A 23,725-nucleotide genomic window follows, 5' to 3' on the forward strand; every position below is an offset into this window, starting at 1 on the left:
ATAGGCCAATGACTATGATCCCGCGCAAAATTGGGAAGGCGACATGAATTACCAGCGGTTCTTCGAGGAAGCGATCGACCAGCTCCATGCAGAGCGTCGCTATCGCGTCTTCGCCGACCTTGAGCGTATCGTGGGAAAATTCCCGCGCGCCATCTGGCGTGCCAATGGCCGCGCCGAGGAAATCACCGTCTGGTGCTCCAACGATTATCTCGGCATGGGCCAGCATCCCGACGTCATCGCCGCGTTCCAGAAGGCGGCAGGCAAAATGGGATCGGGGGCCGGCGGCACCCGCAACATTTCGGGCACCAGCAACCCGCTGGTCGAGCTCGAACTGGAGCTTGCCGACCTGCACGACAAGGAAGCGGCACTGGTTTTCACCTCCGGCTTCGTTTCAAACGAAGCGTCGATCTCGACCATTGCAAAGCTGCTTCCCAATTGCCTGATCATCTCGGACGAGCTTAACCACGCTTCGATGATCGAGGGTGTGCGGCGCTCGGGCGCCGAGAAGAAGATCTTCCGCCATAACGACGTCGCGCATCTCGAAAGCCTGCTGCAGGCGGCCGGCCGCGAGCGTGCCAAGCTGATCGTCTTCGAGAGCGTCTATTCGATGGATGGCGACATCGCGCCGATCAAGCAGATCGTCGACCTCGCCGAGCGTTACAATGCGATGACTTATATAGACGAGGTCCATGCCGTTGGCATGTACGGGCCGCGCGGCGGCGGCATCACCGAGCGCGAAGGGCTGGCCGACCGCATCGACATCATCGAGGGCACACTGGCCAAGGCGTTCGGCACGCTTGGCGGCTACATCACCGGCACCAGCGCCGTGATCGACGCCGTGCGCTCCTATGCGCCGGGCTTCATCTTCACCACGGCGCTGCCGCCGGCGATCGCTGCCGCGGCAACCACCTCGATCCGCCATCTCAAGCGCTCGCAGGCCGAGCGCGACGCGCAGCTGCGTCAGGCGACGCGGACCAAGGAAGTGCTTGCCGCGGCCGGCCTGCCGGTAATGGAGTCACCTACCCACATCGTGCCGCTGCTGGTCGGCGATCCCGAGCTCTGCAAGATGGCCAGCGACCGCCTGCTCGGCGTGCACGGCATCTATATCCAGCCGATCAATTACCCGACAGTGCCGCGCGGCACCGAACGGCTGCGCATCACGCCGACACCGTTCCATTCTGACGCGCTGATTGCCTCCTTACAGGACGCGCTAGTCGAGACATGGGATGCGTTGGGGATTCCCTACGGTTCGGCCGGCCGGCCTTCAGTGGCCAAGAGCGACCGCGTCATTCCGTTGCTGGTGCCGAAGTCGGGCGGGTAACCTCCGCCGCTACGGGCACCATTGCGGAAGCCGCCTATCGGTGCCGCCTCATTTTTCAGTGCTGCGATGCCTGGCGCGAAGCTCAACACACCTCACACAGTCTTCATCCATTTCGCCAGCCGGTGCGCGGCTTCTTCGAGCTGGTCGAGGCGGCGGTGGAAGCATAGCCTGAGGAAAGCTTCGCCGCCGGGGCCGAAGGCGGTGCCGGGGGCCAGGCCGACATTGGCGCGGTCGACCATGTCGAAAGCGGCAGCGCGGGAATCGGTGATGCCGTCGACGGCGAAGAACAGATAGAACGCGCCCTGCGGCACGGTGAACCGCGCCCTGCCGGTTTCGGCGAGAATGCCGCAGACGAGGTCGCGCGCCGCCCTCGCCCGCTCCACCTGTTCGACGATGAAGGCATCGCCCTCGTCGAGGGCGACGACGGCGCCGCGCTGCATGAACTGCGCAACGCCGGAAGTCGAATACTGGACCAGGTTCTCGAACACCTGCTGCAAGGCGGGATGGATCTTGATCCAGCCGATGCGCCAGCCGGTCATCGCCCAGTTCTTGGAAAAGGAATTGACGAACAGGATGCGGTCCTCATCGGCCATGATGTCGATGAACGACGCCGCGCGGCCATGGCCGTAGTGGAACAGCGAATAGATCTCGTCGGCAATGATCCACAGGCCCCTTTCGCGGGCGAGATCGAGGATTGCCTGCAGCGTCTCCTTGTCGGCGGTCCAGCCGGTCGGGTTGGACGGCGTGTTGACGAACAGCGCCTTGGTCCGTGGCGTGATCGCCGCTGCGATCTTGTCGACATCGCAGGACCAGCCATTGCCGGACTGATCAAGGGTGACTGCAACCGGAACGGCGCCGGCCACGCCGGCGGCGGCGGCGAAATTCGGCCATGCCGGCGACAGGTAGACAAGTTCGTCGCCCTTGCCGGCCACCGCGTCGATGGCCATCTGGATGGCATGCATGCCGGAGCCGGTGACGATGAATTCTTCGTTGGCGAAAGTCTTGCCGAAATGCCTGGTGTAGTAGCGGGCGAGCGCCTGCCTGAGTTCGGGAATGCCCCGCTGCCAGGTGTAGAAGGTCTCGCCGGCGGCCAGCGCCTTGGCGGCGGCATCGGTGATGAAGGCAGGCGTCGGCAGGTCGCCCTCGCCGGCCCAAAGCGGGATCATACCGTCGCGGCCGCGGCCACGATTCATGACGGCGACAATGCCGCTTTCGGGCGCCGCCCGCGCTTCGGCGCGCAGAGTATCGATCAGGGTCATGGATGGGTCCGTTTTCGTTTGCTCGACTGCTAGCGTGTTTCAGGGCGGACGAAAACAGAAAACCCCGGCCGCAAGCGACCGGGGTTTTGGTCCAGAAAGTTGCCGCAGGCGCTACTTTCTGGCGAGGAGATCGCGAATTTCGGTGAGCAGCGCGACGTCGGCTGGTGGCGGAGCGGCCGGGGTAGCCGGTTTCTCGCGCTCCAGCCGCTGGCGCAGATTGTTCACCGCCTTGACCATCAGGAAGATAATGAAGGCGAGGATAAGGAAGTTCAACGCCACGGTGATGAAGCTGCCATAGGCGAAGACCGCGCCCTGTTTCTTGGCATCCGCCAGCGATGTGGCGTTAACGGCCGAGGACAAGGGCAGAAAGTAGTTGTTGAAGTCTAATCCGCCCAAAATCGCCCCGATGACCGGCATGATGATGTCGTCGACCAGCGAGGTGACGATCTTGCCGAAGGCAGCGCCGATGATGACGGCGACGGCCAGGTCCATCACATTGCCCCTGGAAATGAATTCCTGAAACTCTTTCAGCATTCGACCCTCCTTTTCCTGACCGGCCGTGCTGCCGTCCACGCCCTCGGCATCGACCGGCAGGCAGAATAGCAAAAACCTGCGGTTGCGACAGGAGCAAAGACGTGTTTCCCCGGCCTGGATTGCGCGAAGCCGCGGCCATAATGCGCCGAAAGCCGCGATGGACTCGGTGGCCAAGCTGTGATTGCGTCTGCAAGGCCGGATGAAAAAGCCGGCGCAGGGAGGAAGTTCGAGGCGTGCAGGGCTGGTTCATCGTCATCATCGCGATCGCCTATGTGACGTTGCTGTTTGCTATCGCCAGCCTGGGCGACCGGCGCTCGACCTCATCCGGGCCTGGCCGCGCCCGGCCCTTTATCTATGCGCTCAGCCTTGCCATCTACTGCACCTCCTGGACCTTCTTCGGCTCGGTCGGGCTGTCCTCCGAGCGCGGCCTCGAATTCCTCGGCATCTATATAGGGCCGGTGCTGGTGTTCGTGTTCGGCTTTCCGCTGCTGCAGCGCATCGTCAGGCTGGCAAAGACCGAGAAGATCACCTCGATCGCCGACTTTCTCGGCGCCCGCTACGGCAAGAGCTTCGCTGTCGGGGCGATCGCCACGCTGATCGCAACCATAGGCGCGGTGCCTTACATGGCGCTGCAATTGAAGGCGATCTCCGGCTCGGTCAGCCTGATGGTCGAGCACTATACCGGCTCGCCGCCGTCGTTCGATCCGTTCGTCAGCGACATCTCGCTTGTCGTTGCCATGCTGCTGGCGCTGTTTGCCGTGCTGTTCGGCACGCGCCATGCCGACGCCACCGAACACCAGGACGGGCTGGTGCTGGCGGTGGCGGTCGAAACCGTGGTCAAACTCGCCGCCTTCCTGGCGATAGGCCTGATGGTCACGTTTCTGATCTTCGGCGGGCCAGGCGATATGTTCGACCGGCTCGCCGAAAACACGCAGGTGCGCCAGGCGATGGGCTACAACACCTCGCTCGCGACCTGGCTGGTACTGACATGCCTGAGCGGCTTTGCCATCCTCATGCTGCCGCGCCAGTTCTACGTCACCATCGTCGAGAACCGCAGCGAGGCCGAGCTGCGCACCGCGACATGGGTGTTTCCGCTCTATCTCGTGGCAATCAACCTGTTCGTGCTGCCGATCGCGCTGGCCGGCCTGGAACTGGTCGGCCCCAGGACCAGCAGCGACCTCTATGTGCTGTCACTGCCGCTGTTCAGCGGCCACGACGTGCTGGCCATGGCCGCCTTTATCGGCGGCCTGTCGGCGGCGACGGCAATGGTGATCGTCGAAAGCGTCGCGCTGTCGATCATGATCTCCAACGACCTGATCATTCCGCTGTTCGTGCGCCGGCTGCTGCGGACCACGACCTCAGAGAGCGAGGACTGGTCGACGCTCATCCTCAATGTGCGGCGGGCGGCGATCTTCATCATGCTGTTCATCGCCTTCCTCTACTACCGCGAGAGCACAAACAGCGCGCGGCTATCCTCGATCGGCCTGATGTCGTTCGCCGCGATCGCGCAGTTCGCGCCGGCAATGATCGGCGGCCTGGTCTGGCGCGGCGCCAACGGAAGGGGTGCGGCACTCGGCATGGTGGCCGGCATCGTCGTCTGGAGCTACACGCTACTGCTTCCCTCGCTCGCCGCGCCCGAGACCGGCATCCTCGTCCACGGCCTGTTCGGCTTCGATGCATTGCGGCCGCAAGCCCTGTTCGGCACCGTCGCCGAGCCGCTGAACCATGGCGTGCTGTGGAGCCTGTCGATCAACACGTTGTTTTTTGTGTTCGGCTCACTGTCGCGCGCGTCGGTGCCGCTGGAACGCATCCAGGCGTCGATCTTCGTGCCGCGCGAGGCGGGGCCGCTGCCGAGCCTGCGCCGCTTCCGCACCACGATCACCGTCAACGACCTCAAGGACACGATCGCGCGCTATCTCGGTGTCGAACGCACCGAGCGCTCCTTCCAGTCATTCGAGAAGAGCAGCGGCACTTCACTGCACGGCAACGAACAGGCCAGCATGGATGTCATCCGCTTCTCCGAGCAGCTTCTGGCCAGTGCCGTCGGCTCCTCCTCGGCGCGGCTGATCCTGTCGCTGCTGCTGCGCCGCAACGACCGCGAATCCAAGGACGCCTTCCGCCTGCTCGACGACGCCACCGAGGCGCTACAGCACAATCGCGACCTGCTGCAGATCGCACTCGACCAGATGGAACAGGGCATCACCGTCTTCGACCGCGATTTCCGGTTGATCTGCTGGAACCGCCAGTACCGGGCGCTGTTCGACCTGCCCGACGAAATGGGCCAGGTCGGCGTCTCGCTCGATCGTATCCTGCGCCACCTTGCCGAGCGCGGCGATATACCGCCAGACCAGCGCGTCACCATGCTGAACCGCCTGACCAGCTTCGTCAGCCCATGGCAGATGGAGCTGAAGACCAGCGGGCGTATCCTGGAATTGCGCTCCAATCCGATGCCGGACGGCGGCATCGTCGCCACCTATGCCGACATCTCAGGGCGCGTCGAGCAGGATCTGGCGCTGAAGCGCGCCAATGAATCGCTGGAACAGCGCGTGAAGAGCCGCACCGCCGAGCTCACCCGCGTCAACGAGGAGCTGGCGCAGGCGCAGATGCTGGCCGAAGAGGCCAATCTCGGCAAGACGCGCTTCCTCGCTGCCGCCGGCCACGACATCCTGCAGCCGCTGAACGCCGCCCGCCTCTATTGCACGTCGCTGATCGAGAAGACCGGCAAGGGGCCTGCCGGCAAGGCGGCGATGAATATCGAATCGTCACTGGAATCGGTCGAGACCATCCTCGGCGCGGTGCTCGACATTTCGCGCCTCGATGCCGGCGCGATGAAGCCGGACGATACGAGCTTCGGCCTCGACGGGCTGCTGCGCCAGATCGGCAACGACTTCCGGCCGCTTGCCGCCGAAAAGAAGCTCGAACTCTCGATCATGCCGTCGTCGCTCAGCGTCATGACGGATCGAAATCTGCTGCGCCGGCTGATCCAGAACCTGGTCTCCAACGCCATCAAATATACGCGCCATGGCCGCATCCTGGTCGGCGTGCGGCGGCGCGGCGAACTGGCCGAGATCCAGGTTATCGACACCGGCATCGGCATTGCCGGCGACAAGCTCAACACCGTGTTCCGCGAATTCACCCGGCTCGACGAGGGCATGCGCGAGGCGGAAGGCCTCGGCTTGGGGCTCTCCATCGTCGACCGCATCGCCCGCGTCCTGCGCCTTGAAATCCGGATCTTCTCCAATCCCGGCAAGGGCACGCGCTTTTCCGTGCTGCTGCCGGTGGCGGCCGTGCAGGCACCGCGGCGCGAGGCCGAGGCGAAGCCGCCTGCCCGCGCTACGACCTCGCTTGCCGGGCTGCATGTGCTCTGCATCGACAATGACGGCCGCATCCTCGACGGCATGCGGCTGCTGCTCGAGGGCTGGGGCTGCAGCGTCGATACGCTTTCCGGCGCGGAGGATCTCGACAGGTCCGCCATGCATCGGCCGGACATTGTGCTTGCCGACTATCATCTCGACGACAAGACCGGCCTCGAATTGATCGCCCAGTTGCGTGCGATCCATGGCGAGGACCTGCCGGCCGTGCTGGTCACCGCCGACCGCTCCAGCGAGGTTCGCGCCGCCGCCGGCAGGCTCGACGTGCCTGTGATCAGCAAGCCGTTGAAACCGGCGATGCTGCGCTCGATGATGGCCAGGGTCAGGCCGCTGGCGCCGGCGGCCGAATAAGAATCAGCCGGCGGCCTGCACCGGGTCGCTGCCGATCTTGGACAAAAGGATGACCGCCTGGGTGCGGCTGTCGACGCCGAGCTTCTGCAGGATGGCCGAGACATGCGCCTTGATCGTCGCTTCGGAGACGCCGAGCTCATAGGCTATCTGCTTGTTGAGCAGTCCCTCCGCCAGCATGCCGAGCACGCGCGTCTGCTGTGGCGTCAGCGCCTGCAGCCGCTTGATCAGGTCGGAAATCTCGGGATCGCGCTCGACGCCGAGATCGACCCCGGCGGGTGCCGCGATATCACCTGCGAGCACCGACTGCACCGCATTGCGGATCTCTTCCATGCTGGCCGATTTGGAGATGAACCCCGAGGCGCCCAGGTCGAGCGCGCGCCGGATCGTCACCGGATCGTCATGCGCCGAGACCACCATCATCGGCACCGCCGGATGGATGCCGCGCAACGAGATCAGGCCGGAAAGGCCGCTTGCGCCCGGCATCGAGAGGTCGAGCAGGACCAGATCGACATCCTCATTGGCCAGGACCAGCGCCTTGGCGCTTTCGAAATCGCCGGCCTCGTGAATGGCGGCAACATCTCCGATGCCGGCGAGTGCCTCCCTCAATGCACCGCGAAAAAGCGGATGATCGTCGGCGATGACGAATGTGTAGCCCAACGGTGATATCCCTCCCCGAATCCCGTTGGCGATTTTCCGCCTTGCAGGATCTGAACGATCATAACGCTACGCCGCTGTTCGGCGTGGCCGGCTTGCTATTCCCGCCCTAGGTCTTTTTGCGAATTGCCTAGGTCTTTTGCGAATTGGGCTTGGCGCCGTCTTCGTCCTTGTCCATGTCCTTGACGATATCCATGAAGCTGCGCAGGAAGCGCTCCATGTAGCCCATCGTCTTGTTGAAATCCTCCTCGCTGGGCAAAGTCGATTCGAAACGCGCGGCAAGCGAATTTTCGAGCTTGGCGACGCGTTCGTCGAGCGCCTTCACCGAATTTTGCAGCCGGTCGATCTGATCCTGGAAGGCGGCACGTTCGTCGGCCGCTGTCTTGCAGACGAGCTGACCGGAACGCTCCTCGCAGAGCGACATGGCGCCGGTCTGCGTATCCATGCGCACATAGCCATTGGCCGATTTTTCCAGCCGGTAGCGATCGGCTTCCTCGGAAAAGGCCGAAGCTGCGACAAGCGAGACCAGTGCTGCGGGGATCAAGACGTGTTTCAGACGCATGTTTTCCTCCATGAGCCAGTCGGCGCAATCTATCACAGTTTGCGCCGGAATTGGGGAAGAACCTGAAATGGGGAAGAACGCGGGCCTGCCCTTCCCCGCGTCGTCGGTTCGGACTATAGCGCAACGATGTCCGAGATCATCTACAAGATAGTTCCCGAGGCGCTGTGGCGCGAGGCTGAACGAGAAGGCCGCTTCACCGGCGCGCCGATCGACGTCGCCGATGGCTTCATCCATTTTTCCACCGCCGGGCAGGTTCGGGAAACGGCAGCCAAGCATTTCGCCGGCCAGAGCGGGTTGCTGCTGGTCGCCGTCGACGGCGCGCACCTCGGCGATGCGCTGAAATACGAGGTCTCGCGCGGCGGCGCCTTGTTCCCGCATCTTTATGGCGGGCTCGGCCTGGATGCGGTCGTCTCGGTGCAGGCATTGCCGCTCGGTGCCGACGGCCGGCACGAATTCCCGGCGCTGGAGGCCGAATGAGCGCGTTCGACCGGATCGGCCAGAAACTGCTGTTCACGCTCGATCCGGAAACCGCGCATGGGCTGTCGATTGCCGCGCTGAGATGCGGCCTGCCGGTCGCCGGGCGCCCTTTGCGAGACGACAAGCTAAAGGTCAGCCTTTGCGGGCTCGATTTCCCGAACCCGCTCGGCATGGCGGCCGGCTACGACAAGAATGCCGAAGTGCCGGACGCACTGCTCGGCCTCGGCTTCGGCTTCGCCGAGGTCGGCACGATCACGCCGCTGCCGCAGACGGGCAATCCGAAGCCGCGCATCTTCCGGCTGCCTTCGGACGGGGCAGTGATCAACCGGCTGGGCTTCAACAATGAAGGCCACGCCGCCGCGGAAAAACGTCTTGCTGCCCGCAAGGGCCGCGCCGGCGTCGTCGGCGTCAACGTCGGGGCCAACAAGGACAGCGCCGACCGCGTCGGCGACTATGAGCGCGGCGTGATCAGGTTTGCGCGATACGCCGGCTATCTGACGATCAACATCTCCTCGCCAAACACGCCGGGCCTGCGCAACATGCAGGCGCGCGAACAGCTTGGTGAACTCCTGTCGCGGGTCATGGCCGCGCGTGCGGCGGCACCGGCAAAGCCGCCCGTCTTCCTCAAGATCGCGCCGGACCTGGTCGAGGCCGAACTGGAGGACATCGCCGCCGAGATCACCGACAAGCAAATAGACGGCGTCATCATCTCCAACACCACGATCGCGCGACCCGGCCTGCGCAACGCCGGCATTGCCGGCGAGACCGGCGGGCTTTCGGGAAAACCCTTGTTCGAGCGCTCGACCATCGTGCTGGCAAGGATGCGAAAACTGCTTGGCCCGGATTCCGCCATCATCGGCGTCGGTGGCGTCGATTCCGCCGAGACGGCGCTGGAAAAGATCCGTGCCGGCGCCGATCTCGTCCAGCTCTATACCGGCATGATCTATGCCGGGCCGGCGCTGCCGGGGCGCATTCTTTCCGGCATGGTCCGTTTCATGGACAGTCAAGGGCTGAAATCGCTGCGCGAGCTTCGCGACAGCCGCCTCGATCACTGGGCGACGAAACCGCTTTAGCGATCAGTTAAAGGCCGTGCGCACCCGCAGCCGCAATGTAGCGAGCAGGCTAAAGCCGCGCACCAGCAGGAACACGTGCAGCGCGGCCCACAGGCCGTGATTGCCGAACGCCGGTGCCAGGATCAGCAACGCGGCGCTGAACGCCAGGAACGACAACAGCATCATGTTGCGCATGTCGCGCGACCATGTCGCGCCGATGAACACCCCGTCCATCTCGAAGGCCAGCGCGCCGCTGAGCGCAGTGAACGCCGCCCACGGCAGGTAGATGTCGGCAATGGCGCGGACGTCTGTCGAGGTCGTGATCAGGGCGATCAGATCCGTGCCCTCCAGCAACAAGAAGAGCGTCGCAGCGCCGGCCAGACCAAGCCCCCAGAACAGCGTCAGCCGCACCGCCTGGTCAAACGCCGTGGCGGCACGGGCGCCGATGGCGCGCCCGGCGAGCTGTTCGGCGGCGGTGGCGAATCCATCGAGGAAATAGCCGGCAACCAGGAAGAGGTTCATCAGCACGGCATTGGCGGCCAGCGTCAGAGTGCCGAACTGCGCGCCCTGGCGGGTGAACAGCGCGAAGGCGGCGAGCAGTGAGAAGGAGCGGATCATGATATCGCGATTGAGCGACATCATGCGCAGGAATGCCGCCAGATCGAGCACGCGATGGCGTGGCAGCCTGGGTGCGGCCCAGAAGCGCCGGCCGACGATGGCGAGACCAAGCAGCATGGCGACGAATTCGCCGGTGAGCGTCGCCCAGGCGACGCCGGCAACACCCCAGCCAAGCTCCAGGCCAAGCAGGAAGCAGAGGGCGATGTTAATGCCGTTCAGTATCAATTGCAGCATCAGCCCTAGCCCGCCCTCGCCGCGCCCCAGCACATAACCAAGGATGGCGTAATTGATAAGCGAGAACGGTGCTGCGAGCATCCTGATGCGGATATAGACGTCCATCGCCGCGCCGACGCGCGGCTCGGCGCCGATGAACCATTGCCCGGCAGCCGAAACCAGGGGCGCAAGTGCGGCAAACACGATGCCGGCGACGACCGCGATCAGCACGGCGCGCCAGAACACCGCCTGCTCCTCCAGTGCATCGCCGCGCCCGAAGGCCTGGGCGACGAGGCCGGTGGTGCCGGAGCGCAGGAAGTTGAAGGTGGTGAAAACGACGTCGAAGATCAGGGCGCCGGCCGCCAGGCCGCCGAGAAGGGCGGCGTCGCCGAACTGTCCGACCACCGCCGTGTCGACAATTCCGAGCAACGGCGTCGTCAGATAGGCAAGCGTCATCGGCACGGCGATGGCGAGCACCGAACGGTTGGTGACGACGAAAGCCCTGGCTTCGGTGACGTGGGCTTCGGTGGGTAAAGCCTGCTCCAAACGTGTGTTGCTTCCTGTTGCGGCTTGATCGGCTAGCCGATGTGCCCCAGTTTGCGGACCTCGCGCAACCATCCATCCCGGCATGGTCAACCGAAACCCGCCTCTGGCGCACCGGCCGTCCCATGTCCTTGCAGATCGTTCATCATCCCGATTACGACGCCGGTTTCGCCGTCAACCACCGCTTCCCGATGAGCAAATATCCGCTGCTGATGGACGCCTTGCGGGCACGCGGCCTGGCGCGGCCCGAAGCGCTCAACACACCAGCGGTGGCGCGGCCATCATGGCTGAAGCTTGCCCACGCGGCAGACTATGTCGACCAGGTGCTTGCCTGCGACGTGCCGGTGAGGATCGAGCGCGAGATCGGCTTTCCCGTGGGACCGCGGGTTTCGCTGAGGGCGCAGCTCGCAACGGCCGGCACGGTGATGGCGGCGCGGCTGGCTTTGCTGAACGGAATCGCTTGCAACACGGCCGGCGGCAGTCATCACGCGCGGCGCGCGCAAGGCGCCGGCTTCTGCACCTTCAACGACGTGGCCGTTGCCGCGCTGGTGCTGCTCGCCGAAGGTGCCGCCCAAAACATCCTGGTCGTCGACCTCGACGTGCATCAGGGCGACGGCACGGCGGATATCCTGAACGACGAGCCGCGCGTGTTTACCTTCTCCATGCATGGCGACCGCAACTACCCCGCGCGCAAGATCGCCTCCAACCTCGACGTCGCCCTGCCCGACGGCACCGGCGATGCAGCCTATCTGGAGCGGCTGGGCGCCATCCTGCCGGAGCTGTCGGCGCGAAAGCGCTGGGATCTCGTCTTCTACAATGCCGGCGTCGATGTCCATGCCGAGGACCGGCTCGGCAGGCTGGCGCTGTCGAATGACGGGCTGCGCGCCCGCGACGATATGGTGATCCGCCATTTCCGCACGCTAGGCGTCCCGGTGTGCGGCGTTATCGGCGGCGGCTATTCGACGGATGTCGCAGCACTTGCCGCACGCCACGCCATCCTGTTCGAGGTGGCTGCGGGCTACGCGTGAAAGGCTGTTTGTTTGAGCATGATCTTTTCCGAAAGCCGGTTCCCACTTTTTGGGATCATGCTCTACTTCCTGAAATTGGCGATCCTGAGCAGGATGAAGGCCGGCACGACGATCGCGGCACCGAGCAGGATGTAGCCGAGGAAGCGGTCGATGGCGTGGAAGCCCAAATTCCACAGGTCGATGAAGAATTTGCGGATGCCGTAGAGCACGTCCATCGGCGACCAGCCGAAGGCGTTCATGACCAGGCCGACGAGGAACGACACCACAAGCAGCTTCAAGATCACCCGGAGCGGCGTATCGCCGAGAAAGCGGTTCAGTGCGGACAAGGCCTGTCTCCACAGTCGGGTGCCGCGATTCGGGCACATGCCCAGAAATACGCAGTTGACCGCCCGGCATCAAGCCGAGCCCTCAAACCGGATTGCGCATCGGCGCCGGGCCATGATATCGGAGGAACCAGCGCGGGTATGATGTAATGGTAGCTTGTCAGCTTCCCAAGCTGAACGCGCGGGTTCGATTCCCGCTACCCGCTCCAGCTTTTGCCACACGGGTTGCGCCTGAGTTGGCGATGTTGAAAACTTGCGGCTTTACAGGCAGTTTTACAGCTGCTGGCCGTCCTTCATCTGTTTGGCCGATGTGCCAGTTCGTCGAATATCTCACATTGAGGGTCGGCGGGGCCTCGAATGACCCCAACCGGAATGTCTACCCTTGGCCCGCTGGCTTCTGCTGGCGGGCTTTTTTTGAGCATCACGCAGCAGTTGTGGCCGACGTGCATCGGCGCCGCTGCTGGTGGGCCTGTCTGGTCGTCTGGCCGGCCACGGGATGCGCCCCGCTACCCGCTCCAATCCTCAGCCCACCTCCCGCAAAATAAAATCGTGCAGCATCTTGGCCGCCGGCGACAGCGCGCGGTTCTTTACCGTGATCAGGCTGTAGGGCCTGACCTCGATGTCGAACTCGGTCTGGACGACGTCGATGGCGCCCTCGAGCCCTTCGGGGTTCTGAATGAACTTCGCGACTTGGATCGACACCGGCGCGATCGCGTCGGATTGCGCGACCATGACCAGAGTCAGTAACAGCGAGCTGGTGTTGAGGATGCGATCCGGCAGCGCGATGTTGCGGTTCAAAAAGTTGCTTTCCATGGCTTGGCGCAGCGGCGAGCCGCCCGACTGGAAAACCCAGTCATAGGCGGCGGTGTCTTCCAACCGCACTGCCTTGCCCTTGGTCAGCGGGTGGCCGCGGCGCACGATCAGGCAGGCCTTCTCGACGCCGATGACGCGGGCCTCGAACAGCCGCGGATTGAGGTCGTCGGGGATGCGGGCGATGATGAAATCGTGCCGAGAGGCGATCAGCTCGCGCGCCAGCACGTTCGAGGTCTCGACCTGCATGGTGATTTCGATGCGCGGATAGAGGCGCCGGATCTCGCGGATCGCCGGCACCGCCAGCTCGATCGCCGGTGCCGTGACCGCGCCTAGGAACACCGAGCCGCCCTTGCCCGCCTTGAGCTCGAAGATCTCGCGGTCGACCTCGCGCATCTCGAGCAGGATCGATCGCGCGCGCCGTGCCAATGCCTTGCCATAGGGCGTCAGCGTGATGCCGCGCGGCAGCCTTTCGCAGAGCTTGACGTCGAGCACCGCCTCCATCTCGGCGATCATGCGCGAAGCCGCCGGCTGCGAGATGTTCATGACCTGGGCCGCGGCACTCACCCGCCCGTGCTCGTCGAGGGCTGCGATCATGCGCATGTGACGCAGGCTCAAGCCGCTGCGCAGCAAGGTTCCGCCATCACCCGGGATTTCATCGTAACCGGCTGATATTCCGCCAGGGTTTCGCAGCGCCGCCATGATTTTTCCCTACTCCTACGCCCGGCGCCCCAGCTGGATCCGGCAGCGTCGTCACTAGCCTAAGCCATATCAGTCTCGATATAGCAACCATCAAAGATCGCATTTGACAGTTATGGCAAAGCGACACACCCTTCGCGCGTCCTGAGACTTGACGGTCGGTGACGAGGGAAAACTCGTATCGATTGAAACCAGAGTTTCGGGGCCGATTGGGAGGATACCGGAGATCGATTGACGGCAGCGGCGCGTTTGGCGCTCCTGCACGATTGCGCGGCCCACGAAACCCAAGGGTACGCGTCCATCAACCAGGGAGAGTTAATGTGAAGATTATCAAGACACTGGCCGCCGTCGCGGCCCTAGGCATCGCGGCTATGACGCTGCCGGCGCAAGCGGGCGAAGGCCTGGTCGGCGTGCTGATGCCCACCAAGACCTCGCAGCGCTGGATCAACGACGGCGACGCCGTCAAGTCCCAGCTCGAGGCTCTGGGCTACACTGTCGACCTGCAATACGCGCAGGACGACATTCCGAACCAGCTCAGCCAGCTGGAAAACGAAATCACCAAAGGCCCGAAGGCGCTGATCATCGCTTCGATCGACGGCACCACGATGGGCGATGCGCTGCAGAAGGCGAATGACGCCGGCGTCGTCGTCGTCGCTTACGACCGCCTGATCAAGAAGACGCCAAATGTCGACTACTACACCACCTTCGACAATTTCGGCGTCGGCGTCATCCAGGCCAAATCGCTGCTCAAGGGCCTCGGCTATCCCGAGAAGAAAGGCCCGTTCAACATCGAGCTGTTCGGCGGTTCGCCGGACGACAACAATGCGTTCTTCTTCTATAACGGCGCCATGTCGGTTCTTCAGCCGCTGATCGACGACAAGACCCTCGTCGTGAAGTCCGGCCAGATGGGCATGGACAAGGTCGGCACGCTGCGCTGGCTGGCGGCAACCGCCCAGGCCCGCATGGACAATCTGCTCTCCGCCAACTACTCGGACGGCAGCCGCGTCGATGGCGTGCTCTCGCCCTATGACGGCCTGTCGCGCGGCATCATCGCTTCGCTGCGTGCCGTAGGCTACGGCACTGCCGATCAGCCATGGCCGATCGTCACCGGACAGGACGCCGAGACCGCTTCGGTCAAGGCGATCATTGCCGGCGAACAGTATTCGACCGTGTTCAAGGATACCCGCGAACTCGCCAAGGCGACGGTCGAACTCGTCGACAAGGTGCTCTCGGGCGGCAAGCCGGAAGGCCTCGACACCACGACCTACAACAACGACGTCAAGGTCGTTCCCTCGATCCTGTTGACGCCGCATGACGTCGACAAGTCGAACTACCAGGCCCTGGTGGTCGACTCCGGCTACATCAAGGCCGAAGAACTGAAGTAATCGCGGTTACAAAGCCTGGGGTCCTGCGCAGGCAGGGCCCCTTTTCGTTGGCGAGCCAGCCCGGTATTGTTTGCGGACCTCGCAGGAGTGGTATTCTCAATGGCATCGACGATTTTGGAGATGCGCGACATCACCAAGACGTTTCCAGGCGTCAAGGCGCTGTCGAACGTCAAGCTCATGGTCGAGGAAGGCGAGATCCATGCCGTGGTCGGCGAGAACGGCGCCGGCAAGTCGACGCTGATGAAGGTGCTGTCGGGTGTGTATCCGTCCGGCACCTATGACGGCCAGATCATCTATCGCGGCGATGAGTGCCATTTCAAAGGCATCCATGACAGCGAGCGCAAGGGCATCGTCATCATCCACCAGGAGCTTGCGCTGGTGCCGATGCTGTCTATCGCCGAAAACATATTTCTCGGCAACGAGCAGGCCAAATACGGCGTCATCGACTGGAATGCCAACGAGACGCGCACCAGCGCCCTGCTCAAGAAGGTCGGCCTCAAGGAAGACCCCAACACGCTGATCACCAATATCGGCGTCGGCAAGCAGCAGCTGGTCGAGATCGCCAAGGCGCTCAGCAAGGAAGTGAAGCTGCTCATTCTGGACGAGCCGACGGCGAGCCTGTCCGAAAAGGACAGCCAGGCGCTGCTCGATCTGCTGCTCGAATTCAAGCGGCAGGGCATCACTTCGATCCTGATCTCCCACAAGCTCAACGAGGTGAACCGGGTCGCCGACAAGGTCACGATCATCCGTGACGGCCGGACCATCGAGACGTTGGCCAAGAAGGACATCTCGGAGGACCGCATCATCACCTCGATGGTCGGCCGTTCGCTCGACGACCGCTACCCGCCGCGAGAGCCGAAGATCGGTGAGACCGTTCTCGAAGTGAAAAACTGGTCGGTCTACCATCCCATCCATGCCGAGCGGCAGGTCATCAAGGGCATCAACCTCAACGCCCGCAAGGGCGAGGTGGTCGGCATTGCCGGGCTGATGGGCGCCGGCCGGACCGAGTTTGCCATGAGCCTGTTCGGCCGGTCCTATGGCCGTCGCATCACGGGCGAGGTGTTCCTTAACGGCAAGCCGATCGATGTCTCTTCGGTGAGCAAGGCGGTGGAACACGGCATCGCCTATGTTACGGAGGACCGCAAGACCTACGGTCTCAACTTGATCGACCATATCAAGCATAACATCACGCTGGCCAACCTGCCCGGCGTCTCGCGCCATGGCGTGATCGACGATTTGCGCGAGCTTTCCGTCGCCAACGATTATCGCGGCAGGACCAATATCCGCGCCTCAAGCGTCTACCAGATGACCGGCAACCTTTCTGGCGGCAATCAGCAGAAGGTGGTGCTGTCGAAATGGCTGTTCGCCAATCCGGAAGTGCTGATCCTCGACGAGCCGACACGCGGTATCGATGTCGGCGCCAAATATGAAATCTATACGATCATCGCGCGTCTCGCCTCCGAGGGTAAGGCAATCATCGTCATCTCGTCGGAAATGCCCGAACTGCTCGGCATCACCGACCGCATCTACGTCATGAACGAAGGACGCATCGTCGGCGAAATGGCGGCGAGCGACGCCAGCCAGGAAAAGATCATGCGCGCCATCGTCCGTGGAGAAGGGAAAGCATCATGAGCACCGAAAGCGCTCCCGGGCCGCAAACCGGCGTCGCCCAGGATATACAACAGGCACCTCGCATTGCCGTCTCGGCGCTGGTCACCAATCTGCGCGAATACGGGTTGGTGCTGGCGTTGATCGCAATCATGGTGTTCTTCCAGTTCACCACGTCCGGAACGCTGTTCAAGCCGGTGAACCTCAGCAATCTCGTGCAGCAGAACAGCTTCATCATCGTGATGGCGCTGGGCATGCTTCTGGTGATCGTTTCGGGCCATATCGATCTCAGCGTCGGCTCAGTCGCCGGCTTCATCGGCGCACTGGCGGCGATGATGATGGTTATCTGGCCGCTTGGCCCATTGAGCAATCCGCTGGTGGTGTCGATCGTCTGCCTGATCGTGGGTGGCGCGATCGGCGCGGCACAAGGCTACTGGATTGCCTATCACCGAATACCGAGCTTTATCGTAACGCTGGCGGGCATGCTGATCTTCCGCGGCATCTGTCAGGCGTTGCTGGGTGGCGGGTCTTCCGTGGGGCCGCTTCCAGTCGGCTTCAAGGCGCTGAGTTCCGGCTTCATTCCGGACCTGATCGGCCCATTGACGCTGATACCACCGACCGTGAACGCCGCCGGCAAAACCATTGTCGGCAGCGGCCTGACGCTGCACCTGACGACTATCGTGATCGGCCTCGCCGCCGTGCTCGCCTATGCCTATTTCGGGCTCAGGGCGCGGCGCACCCGCGAGCGGCATGGCTACGAAGCCGAGCCTTTCTCGCTGTTCGTCGTCAAGACCCTGGTGATCAGCGGGCTGGCGCTGTTTCTGGTCTACCAATTCGCCACCTATAGGGGCCTGCCCATCGTTCTCATGGTGATGGGCGTGCTGATCGCGTTGTTCGTCTTCGTTACCAAACGCATGACGATCGGCCGCCGCATCTATGCGATGGGCGGCAATGCCAAGGCAGCGCAGCTATCGGGCATCAAGACCGAACGGCTGACGTTGATGGTGTTCATCAACATGGGCGTGCTGTCGGCACTCGGCGGCCTGATTATCGCGGCGCGCTTGGGACAGGCGGTGCCGGCGGCGGGCCTCGGCAGCGAACTCGACGTCATCGCCGCGGTGTTCATTGGTGGCGCTTCGGCGATGGGCGGCGTCGGCCAGGTCATCGGCGCGGTGGTCGGCGGTTTCATCATGGGCGTCATGAACAACGGCATGTCGATCATGGGCGTCAATGTCGATTGGCAGCAGGTGGTCAAAGGCCTGGTGCTGCTCGGCGCCGTCGTCTTCGACGTCTACAACAAGAACAAGGCTTGAGAGGCAACCAGGAGGCATACGGGTCACATCGCGGCGCTGCCGGGCGGCGCGAAGAAGTCCCCCGAGGGACCTGACCCGCGAGCGCAATCCGGACGAAGAATTTCAACCGCGGCGTGGACAGGGTCCGAGCCGCGCCGGGCAGGGTTTGCCAAGAAGGCAGGCCGCAATTCAGAGAGGGTTACCATGCTGATCTCACAGATCCTCGACGACGCCGAGACGATCCGCGTCGTTGCCCGCAACGGCGGCAAGACCCGCGTCATCAACGGCGCCCGCAGCGTCTATTCGCTGGCGATGGAAGCCGCGCGCACCGGCACCGGGCTTGTCGCCCTGATCGAGCGCAAGGGCTTCGGCGAAACCGTCGATCTCGACGCAGCCTACAAGAAGGGACGGCTGCTGTCGCCGATCAACCATCCCGATCCGGCGCATCTCCATCTCACCGGCACCGGGCTGACGCATCTCGGCTCCGCCGCGACCCGCGATTCCATGCACAAGAAGCTCAGCGATGGCGGCGAGGAACAGCTGACCGATTCCATGAAGATGTTCCGCATGGGGCTGGAGGGCGGCAAGCCGGCGAAGGGCCAGATCGGCGTGCAGCCCGAATGGTTCTACAAGGGCAACGGTACCATGGCAGTGGCGCCCGGCGCGGCGCTCATGTCGCCCGCCTTCGCCCAGGATGCCGGCGAGGAGCCGGAAATCGCCGGAATCTATGTGATCGGCGACGACGGCGCCCCGTTCCGCGTCGGCTTCACGCTGTCGAACGAGTTTTCCGACCACGTCACCGAGCGCGTGAATTATCTCTTCCTCGCCCATTCGAAACTGCGCAACGCCTCGTTCGGGCCGGAGATCCTGATCGGCGACCTGCCGTCCGACATTCGCGGCGCTTCACGCATCCTGCGCCACGGCAAGCTGCTTTGGGAAAAGCCGTTCCTGTCGGGCGAGGCGAACATGTCGCACACCATTGGCAATCTCGAGCATCACCACTTCAAATACTCGGCCTTCCGCCAGCCGGGCGACGTGCATGTGCACATGTTCGGCACGGCGACGCTGTCCTTCGCCGACGGCATCAGGACGGAGGCCGGCGACGTGTTCGAAATCGAGGCGAAGGATTTCGGCCTGCCGCTGCGCAACCCGCTCGAAATCGAGCAGCCGGTGAAGGTGGCGGTGAAGGCGCTTTGAGCCGGCATAGCCGCAAGTAAGGGGAAGCTCAGCGCGCCGCGCGGAAATGCTTGGACAGTTTTAGGCCCTGCGCCTGATAGTTGGAGCCGAGATCGGTGCCGTAGAGTGCCTGCGGCCGTTTCAGCATGTGCTCGTAGACCAGCCGCCCGACGATCTGGCCATGGTCGAGAATGAACGGCACTTCGTGGCTACGCACCTCGAGCACCGCCCGGCTGCCGGTGCCGCCCGACGCCGAATGGCCGAAACCGGGGTCGAAGAAACCGGCATAATGGACGCGAAACTCGCCGACCAACGGATCGAAGGGCGTCATTTCGGCGGCGTAGAGCGGCGGCACATGCACCGCCTCGCGTGACACCAGGATATAGAATTCGTCCGGATCGAGCACCAGCTCGCCGGCACCGCTCTTGTAGAGCGGCTCCCAGAAATCGACGACATCCTGCGCGGCGCGCTTGTCGACGTCGACCAGGCCGGTGTGGTGCTTGCCGCGATAGCCGACCAGCCCGTCCTTGTCACCGTCGAGGTCGATCGACAACGCGATGCCGCCGCCTGAGATGTTGGGCGGCTCGGTGGCGACCAGCATCTCGGCGCGATGCAGGTCGTGCAGTTCGCTTTCCGACAAAAGCGCATTGCCGGTGCGGAACCTGATCTGCGACAGCCGCGAGCCGGTGCGCACGACGATCGGGAAGGTGCGCGGGCTGACCTCCAGATAGAGCGGGCCTTCATAGCCGGCGGCGATCTTGTCGAACTCGTGGCCGCGGTCGGTCATTACCCGAGTGAAGATGTCGAGCCGCCCGGTCGAGCTCTTCGGGTTGGCCGAAGCCGAAATATGCGCGGGCAGCGCCAGGCTTTCGAGCAGTGGCACGATGTAGACGCAGCCGGTTTCGAGCACGGCACCTTCGGCGAGGTTGATCTCGTGCAACTTCAGCCGGTCGAGCTTGTCGACAACTCTGTGGTCGGGGCCGGGCAAGAAGGAAGCACGCACGCGCCAGGCCTTGTCGCCGAGCCTGAGGTCAAGGCTGGCCGGCTGGATCTGGTCGGCATCGAGCGCGCGCGGCGATTTCAGCGCGCCCGTCTGGAACAGCGCGGAAATATCCTGATCGGGAAGAATGCCTGTCTGCCGCAAGGGTCTGGCTCCGTTCGAACGCCGGGCGAGGTCTTGTTCTGCCGCAGGTCCGACACTGGACGCCTTTGGCACCTGCTTGGTACAACCCTCTTAATCATGCCGGCAATTGACGCAAGCGTGGCGCGGGTCTAAAGCTCGTTATCCCGTGGTGATTTGGCCGGTCGGCTTGCAGCCACGTTAAACAAGTCGCTAAAGGACCGTCGGGCCGCAAGGCCATATGGACCGGTTGCGACTTTCGCGACCGGTTTTTTGTTGTTTGGACCATTTTTGGTGTTTGGATAGAATGATGACCAAGAAGCGCGACTGGAAGCCTCAGACCGCACTCGTGCATGCCGGGACGCTGCGTTCCGGCTTCGGCGAGACCTCTGAGGCGATGTATCTCACCCAAGGCTATGTCTACGAGACGGCGCAAGCAGCGGAAGCGCGCTTCAAGGGTGAGGAGCCGGGCTTCATCTATTCGCGCTATGCCAATCCGACGGTCGACATGTTCGAAAAGCGTATGTGCGCGCTGGAAGGCGCCGAGGACGCGCGCGCCACGGCGTCCGGCATGGCGGCGGTGACGGCAGCATTGCTGTGCAGCGCCAAGGCGGGCGACCATATCGTGGCGGCGCGCGCATTGTTCGGCTCCTGCCGCTGGGTGGTCGAGACGCTGGCGCCGAAATACGGCATCGAGGCAACGCTGGTCGATGGCACTGACATCGCCAATTGGGAACAGGCGGTCAAGCCGAACACCAAACTGTTCTTCCTGGAAAGCCCGACCAACCCAACGCTGGAGGTGGTCGACATCGCCGCCGTCGCGGCACTTGCCAACTCGATTGGCGCCAGGCTGATCGTCGACAATGTCTTCGCCACGCCCTTGCAGCAGAAACCCTTGCAGCTCGGCGCCCATATCGTCGTCTATTCGGCCACCAAGCATATTGACGGCCAAGGGCGCTGCCTTGGAGGCGTTATCTTGTCGGACAAAAAATGGATCGACGAGAACCTGCATGACTATTTCCGCCACACCGGCCCCAGCCTCTCGCCCTTCAATGCCTGGACCCTGCTGAAAGGCCTGGAGACGCTGCCGCTGCGCGTACGCCAGCAGACGGAAAGTGCCGGCCGCATCGCGGATTTCCTCGCCGAGCGCCCGCAAATCGCCCGCGTCATCTATCCCGGCCGTGCCGACCACCCGCAAGCGGCCGTGGTCAAGAAGCAGATGTCGGGTGGTTCGACGCTGATCTGCCTGGATGTGAAGGGCGGCAAGCAGGCGGCCTTTGCTTTCCAGAACGCGCTCGACATCGTGCTGATTTCCAACAATCTCGGCGACGCCAAGAGCTTGATCACCCATCCGGCGACGACCACGCACAAGAATTTGACCGATGAGGCCCGCGCCGAGCTCGGCATCGGACCGGGAACGCTCAGGCTTTCCGTCGGCCTGGAAGATACCGACGATCTGCTCGAAGATATCGAGCAAGCGCTGAGAGCTGCCGGATAAGGCTGGCCGAACAGGGCGAGCGGGTTCGTACAGCCCGCGCCGGACGTGCCGGTCAGGCGCCGGACGGGGTCTCTTCCAGCTCCGCGACGGCCTTGGTCTGGATGGTCATAACGTTGCCGCGCCAGTCGACGGCGCCGCTCAGCCAGCCGCGCGCCCATATCGCCGGCAGCATGCAGTCGCGAACCATCATTGCCAAGATGGTGCGCAGCGACAGGTGCCATCCTTTGACCCAGGCCAGGGCACATTCCGGCAGGTAGGCCGCGACCAGCACGGCGATGGCGGTTGCCGGCAGGCTGACGCCGGCGTCAGCCGCCGCGATCAGCGCAAGCACCAGCGGCGGCGCCGCGCCGATCAGGATCTCGGGGGCGAAGAACAGCGCGAAGGTGACGCGGCGCAGCCGCGCCCAACGCGCCTGCCGAGACCAGATCTCGCCAAGCGTGCGCCGGCCGAGCGGCTGTTCGAACGGCGAAGCGACAAGATTGACCCGCAGTCCGAGCCGGTTGACCAGCTTGGTCGCGGCGGCGTCCTCGGCAATCTCGGCGGCCAGTGCGCGGATGCCGCCATTGGCGTCAAGCATCGACTTGTTCCACAACATGCTCTTGCCCTGGGCGAAGCCAAGGCCGAGCGCCTCTCCAGCGTACTGCCAGCGTGCCTGCAGCGTGTTGAGAAAGGCGCATTCGACCTCCCCCCAAAACCCTTCAGGCCGCGAGCCGATCGGCGTCGAGCAGACGAGGCCGGTGTCGGGCCGCCATGCCGCCATCAGCTGCTGGACATAATCGCTCGGCATAAGCACGTTGGAATCGGCAAGGATGACCCAGCGATAAAGCGCCGCTTCCCAACCCTTCACGCAATTGTTGAGTTTCGGATTGCCGCTGATGCGGTCGTCGCCGACGAGCAGCCGGGCGCGTATAGCCGGAAAACGCGCCATTGCAGCGGTGATCGACTTGACCACGGGGTCGTCGGCATGGGCGACGCAGAAGATGAGTTCGTAGCGCGGCCAGTCGAGTGAGAAGGCGCGCTCCAGCGTCTCCTCGGTAAACGGCTCGACGCCGCGCGCCGGGACGACGATCGATACCGGTAGCACGGTGGCGGCGGGCGATGCGATCCTGGCTGCTCGCTTCAGCTTCAGCGAAGCTAACAGGATGCTGGCGAGATTTGAAAGAAGGAGAGCTATGGAAAAGAGGGCGGCTGCGAATGTCGGTTCCATCGAGATCTGGTCACTCCAGAAATGCCGGCCGCCTGACGGCCGTTTTCAACAATTCGACAGAACACCGAGTCGCCCGGCACAAGCCTGCACACCATCATTGTCATGTGTCACTTAAATGACATTGTTTTTCGGCACCTGCGCTTGAGTCGGGCAAGGAGATGACGCGCATCGTTGATCAAACTGCGCTGAGCGTCGAAAGTTCCATCTACATTGCTTTGGAGCAGTTTATGTACAGCGCCGTCACCCGCAACATCGAAGTGCAGGTCAGGCCGTTCTATCTGGAGGATCACTCCGACCCGCCGCAAAACCGCTATGTCTGGGGCTACCAGGTGACCATCGACAATCAGTCGGACGAGTTCGTGCAGCTTCTGTCGCGCTACTGGCACATTACCGACGGCACCGGCAAGGTCGAGGAAGTGCGCGGCCCCGGGGTCGTCGGCGAGCAACCGGGACTCAACCCCGGCGACAGCTATCAGTATACGTCTGGATGCCCGCTCTCGACCCCGTCCGGCATCATGGTCGGGCACTACACAATGCGCAACAAGCGGGGCGAGACCTTCGACGTCGCCATCCCCGCCTTCTCACTCGATTTGCCAGGCACGCGGCGCACCGTCAATTGACGTT

20 protein-coding genes, 1 tRNA gene and 1 riboswitch are annotated in these 23,725 nt (G+C 63.4%); of the genes, 12 read left to right on the forward strand and 9 right to left on the reverse strand.

All coding sequences use genetic code 11. From position 1 onward, the window contains the following. Positions 1-43 precede the first annotated feature (43 nt). Positions 44-1,321 (forward strand): 5-aminolevulinate synthase, encoded by a 1,278-nt coding sequence (gene hemA / locus NKH71_RS24655; protein WP_023719474.1) that lies wholly within the window; start codon positions 44-46, stop codon positions 1,319-1,321. A 92-nt stretch (positions 1,322-1,413) separates the two neighbouring features. Here the strand turns inward: hemA and NKH71_RS24660 are convergent, their stop codons facing one another. Together NKH71_RS24660 and mscL are read right to left on the reverse strand one after the other, a co-directional pair. Beyond that, positions 1,414-2,580: a pyridoxal phosphate-dependent aminotransferase gene (locus NKH71_RS24660; protein WP_352547899.1), complete on the reverse strand. Its 1,167-nt coding sequence runs from the start codon at positions 2,578-2,580 to the stop codon at positions 1,414-1,416. Between the two features lie 111 nt (positions 2,581-2,691). Beyond that, positions 2,692-3,114 carry a large conductance mechanosensitive channel protein MscL gene (gene mscL / locus NKH71_RS24665; RefSeq protein WP_023719476.1) on the reverse strand — a complete coding sequence of 141 codons (423 nt, stop codon included), beginning with the start codon at positions 3,112-3,114 and terminating at the stop codon, positions 2,692-2,694. A 233-nt stretch (positions 3,115-3,347) separates the two neighbouring features. On the opposite strand from mscL, the gene NKH71_RS24670 reads away from it, so the two are divergent. Further along, complete coding sequence (locus tag NKH71_RS24670) at positions 3,348-6,836, forward strand: PAS domain-containing hybrid sensor histidine kinase/response regulator (protein WP_352895381.1); 3,489 nt, start codon at positions 3,348-3,350, stop codon at positions 6,834-6,836. A gap of 3 nt (positions 6,837-6,839) precedes the next feature. Here NKH71_RS24670 and NKH71_RS24675 read toward each other — a convergent pair whose 3' ends face one another. After that, on the reverse strand, positions 6,840-7,502 hold the full coding sequence (locus NKH71_RS24675; RefSeq protein ID WP_502893818.1) for a response regulator: 663 nt from the start codon (positions 7,500-7,502) through the stop codon (positions 6,840-6,842). A gap of 118 nt (positions 7,503-7,620) precedes the next feature. Further along, on the reverse strand, positions 7,621-8,052 hold the full coding sequence (locus NKH71_RS24680) for a hypothetical protein (RefSeq protein WP_352493790.1): 432 nt from the start codon (positions 8,050-8,052) through the stop codon (positions 7,621-7,623). Positions 8,053-8,178: 126 nt separating this feature from the next. Between NKH71_RS24680 and NKH71_RS24685 the strand changes: the two genes are divergently transcribed. Together NKH71_RS24685 and NKH71_RS24690 are read left to right on the forward strand one after the other, a co-directional pair. Next, positions 8,179-8,529, forward strand: coding sequence for a DUF952 domain-containing protein (locus tag NKH71_RS24685; protein ID WP_352482472.1), 351 nt, complete (start codon positions 8,179-8,181; stop codon positions 8,527-8,529). After that, positions 8,526-9,602 (forward strand): quinone-dependent dihydroorotate dehydrogenase, encoded by a 1,077-nt coding sequence (locus tag NKH71_RS24690; RefSeq protein ID WP_352482473.1) that lies wholly within the window; start codon positions 8,526-8,528, stop codon positions 9,600-9,602. The genes NKH71_RS24685 and NKH71_RS24690 overlap by 4 nt, the downstream gene beginning before the upstream one ends. A 3-nt stretch (positions 9,603-9,605) precedes the next feature. On the opposite strand, the gene NKH71_RS24695 is transcribed toward NKH71_RS24690, so the two are convergent. Continuing rightward, complete coding sequence (locus NKH71_RS24695; RefSeq protein WP_352482506.1) at positions 9,606-11,030, reverse strand: MATE family efflux transporter; 1,425 nt, start codon at positions 11,028-11,030, stop codon at positions 9,606-9,608. Positions 11,031-11,080: 50 nt separating this feature from the next. On the opposite strand from NKH71_RS24695, the gene NKH71_RS24700 reads away from it, so the two are divergent. Next, positions 11,081-11,983 (forward strand): histone deacetylase family protein, encoded by a 903-nt coding sequence (locus NKH71_RS24700; protein WP_352482474.1) that lies wholly within the window; start codon positions 11,081-11,083, stop codon positions 11,981-11,983. Between the two features lie 62 nt (positions 11,984-12,045). Here the strand turns inward: NKH71_RS24700 and NKH71_RS24705 are convergent, their stop codons facing one another. Continuing rightward, a complete protein-coding gene (locus tag NKH71_RS24705) occupies positions 12,046-12,309 on the reverse strand; it encodes a DUF6460 domain-containing protein (protein WP_352475918.1) in 264 nt (87 codons plus the stop codon). Positions 12,310-12,441: 132 nt separating this feature from the next. Here NKH71_RS24705 and NKH71_RS24710 point away from each other — a divergent pair. Next, a tRNA-Gly gene (locus NKH71_RS24710) sits at positions 12,442-12,515 on the forward strand. Positions 12,516-12,828: 313 nt separating this feature from the next. Here the strand turns inward: NKH71_RS24710 and NKH71_RS24715 are convergent. Further along, the gene (locus tag NKH71_RS24715) at positions 12,829-13,818 is read right to left on the reverse strand and encodes a LysR family transcriptional regulator (RefSeq protein WP_352895382.1); all 990 of its coding nucleotides are present in this window, start codon (positions 13,816-13,818) and stop codon (positions 12,829-12,831) included. A 317-nt stretch (positions 13,819-14,135) separates the two neighbouring features. Between NKH71_RS24715 and chvE the strand changes: the two genes are divergently transcribed. The 4 genes from chvE to araD1 all read left to right on the forward strand — a co-directional run bounded on the left by chvE (position 14,136) and on the right by araD1 (position 19,297). Continuing rightward, complete coding sequence (chvE, locus tag NKH71_RS24720) at positions 14,136-15,200, forward strand: multiple monosaccharide ABC transporter substrate-binding protein (protein ID WP_023719486.1); 1,065 nt, start codon at positions 14,136-14,138, stop codon at positions 15,198-15,200. A gap of 99 nt (positions 15,201-15,299) precedes the next feature. Continuing rightward, positions 15,300-16,832 (forward strand): multiple monosaccharide ABC transporter ATP-binding protein, encoded by a 1,533-nt coding sequence (gene mmsA, locus NKH71_RS24725; protein WP_023719487.1) that lies wholly within the window; start codon positions 15,300-15,302, stop codon positions 16,830-16,832. Beyond that, on the forward strand, positions 16,829-18,121 hold the full coding sequence (gene mmsB, locus NKH71_RS24730) for a multiple monosaccharide ABC transporter permease (protein WP_352790962.1): 1,293 nt from the start codon (positions 16,829-16,831) through the stop codon (positions 18,119-18,121). Before mmsA ends, mmsB begins: the two co-directional genes overlap by 4 nt. Positions 18,122-18,304: 183 nt before the next feature. Then, on the forward strand, positions 18,305-19,297 hold the full coding sequence (gene araD1, locus NKH71_RS24735; RefSeq protein WP_352817560.1) for an AraD1 family protein: 993 nt from the start codon (positions 18,305-18,307) through the stop codon (positions 19,295-19,297). A 28-nt stretch (positions 19,298-19,325) separates the two neighbouring features. On the opposite strand, the gene NKH71_RS24740 is transcribed toward araD1, so the two are convergent. Beyond that, complete coding sequence (locus NKH71_RS24740) at positions 19,326-20,420, reverse strand: 2'-deoxycytidine 5'-triphosphate deaminase (RefSeq protein ID WP_352790958.1); 1,095 nt, start codon at positions 20,418-20,420, stop codon at positions 19,326-19,328. Between the two features lie 135 nt (positions 20,421-20,555). Next, a riboswitch (SAM riboswitch) is annotated at positions 20,556-20,633 on the forward strand. A 70-nt stretch (positions 20,634-20,703) separates the two neighbouring features. Between NKH71_RS24740 and NKH71_RS24745 the strand changes: the two genes are divergently transcribed. Continuing rightward, positions 20,704-21,894 carry an O-succinylhomoserine sulfhydrylase gene (locus NKH71_RS24745; protein ID WP_352790956.1) on the forward strand — a complete coding sequence of 397 codons (1,191 nt, stop codon included), beginning with the start codon at positions 20,704-20,706 and terminating at the stop codon, positions 21,892-21,894. A 52-nt stretch (positions 21,895-21,946) separates the two neighbouring features. Here NKH71_RS24745 and NKH71_RS24750 read toward each other — a convergent pair whose 3' ends face one another. Beyond that, positions 21,947-23,101: a ceramide glucosyltransferase gene (locus NKH71_RS24750; RefSeq protein WP_352790954.1), complete on the reverse strand. Its 1,155-nt coding sequence runs from the start codon at positions 23,099-23,101 to the stop codon at positions 21,947-21,949. A 227-nt stretch (positions 23,102-23,328) separates the two neighbouring features. Here NKH71_RS24750 and apaG point away from each other — a divergent pair, with 227 nt between their 5' ends. After that, positions 23,329-23,721 carry a Co2+/Mg2+ efflux facilitator ApaG/CorD gene (gene apaG / locus NKH71_RS24755; RefSeq protein WP_254816331.1) on the forward strand — a complete coding sequence of 131 codons (393 nt, stop codon included), beginning with the start codon at positions 23,329-23,331 and terminating at the stop codon, positions 23,719-23,721. The last annotated feature ends 4 nt before the right edge of the window (positions 23,722-23,725 follow it).

The organism is Mesorhizobium sp. M0983 (assembly GCF_040318975.1).
In the GTDB taxonomy this organism is placed as follows: domain Bacteria; phylum Pseudomonadota; class Alphaproteobacteria; order Rhizobiales; family Rhizobiaceae; genus Mesorhizobium.

Excerpts from the sequence above, each read along its gene's own strand:
- apaG (WP_254816331.1), top strand. The coding sequence starts at position 23,329 with ATGTACAGCGCCGTCACCCGCAACATCGAAGTGCAGGTCAGGCCGTTC.
- hemA (WP_023719474.1), top strand. The coding sequence starts at position 44 with ATGAATTACCAGCGGTTCTTCGAGGAAGCGATCGACCAGCTCCATGCA.
- NKH71_RS24715 (WP_352895382.1), bottom strand. The coding sequence starts at position 13,818 with ATGGCGGCGCTGCGAAACCCTGGCGGAATATCAGCCGGTTACGATGAA.
- araD1 (WP_352817560.1), top strand. The coding sequence starts at position 18,305 with ATGCTGATCTCACAGATCCTCGACGACGCCGAGACGATCCGCGTCGTT.
- NKH71_RS24680 (WP_352493790.1), bottom strand. The coding sequence starts at position 8,052 with ATGCGTCTGAAACACGTCTTGATCCCCGCAGCACTGGTCTCGCTTGTC.
- NKH71_RS24700 (WP_352482474.1), top strand. The coding sequence starts at position 11,081 with ATGTCCTTGCAGATCGTTCATCATCCCGATTACGACGCCGGTTTCGCC.
- mmsB (WP_352790962.1), top strand. The coding sequence starts at position 16,829 with ATGAGCACCGAAAGCGCTCCCGGGCCGCAAACCGGCGTCGCCCAGGAT.
- NKH71_RS24745 (WP_352790956.1), top strand. The coding sequence starts at position 20,704 with ATGATGACCAAGAAGCGCGACTGGAAGCCTCAGACCGCACTCGTGCAT.
- NKH71_RS24750 (WP_352790954.1), bottom strand. The coding sequence starts at position 23,101 with ATGGAACCGACATTCGCAGCCGCCCTCTTTTCCATAGCTCTCCTTCTT.
- NKH71_RS24660 (WP_352547899.1), bottom strand. The coding sequence starts at position 2,580 with ATGACCCTGATCGATACTCTGCGCGCCGAAGCGCGGGCGGCGCCCGAA.
- NKH71_RS24690 (WP_352482473.1), top strand. The coding sequence starts at position 8,526 with ATGAGCGCGTTCGACCGGATCGGCCAGAAACTGCTGTTCACGCTCGAT.
- mmsA (WP_023719487.1), top strand. The coding sequence starts at position 15,300 with ATGGCATCGACGATTTTGGAGATGCGCGACATCACCAAGACGTTTCCA.
- NKH71_RS24685 (WP_352482472.1), top strand. The coding sequence starts at position 8,179 with ATGTCCGAGATCATCTACAAGATAGTTCCCGAGGCGCTGTGGCGCGAG.
- NKH71_RS24695 (WP_352482506.1), bottom strand. The coding sequence starts at position 11,030 with ATGGTTGCGCGAGGTCCGCAAACTGGGGCACATCGGCTAGCCGATCAA.
- mscL (WP_023719476.1), bottom strand. The coding sequence starts at position 3,114 with ATGCTGAAAGAGTTTCAGGAATTCATTTCCAGGGGCAATGTGATGGAC.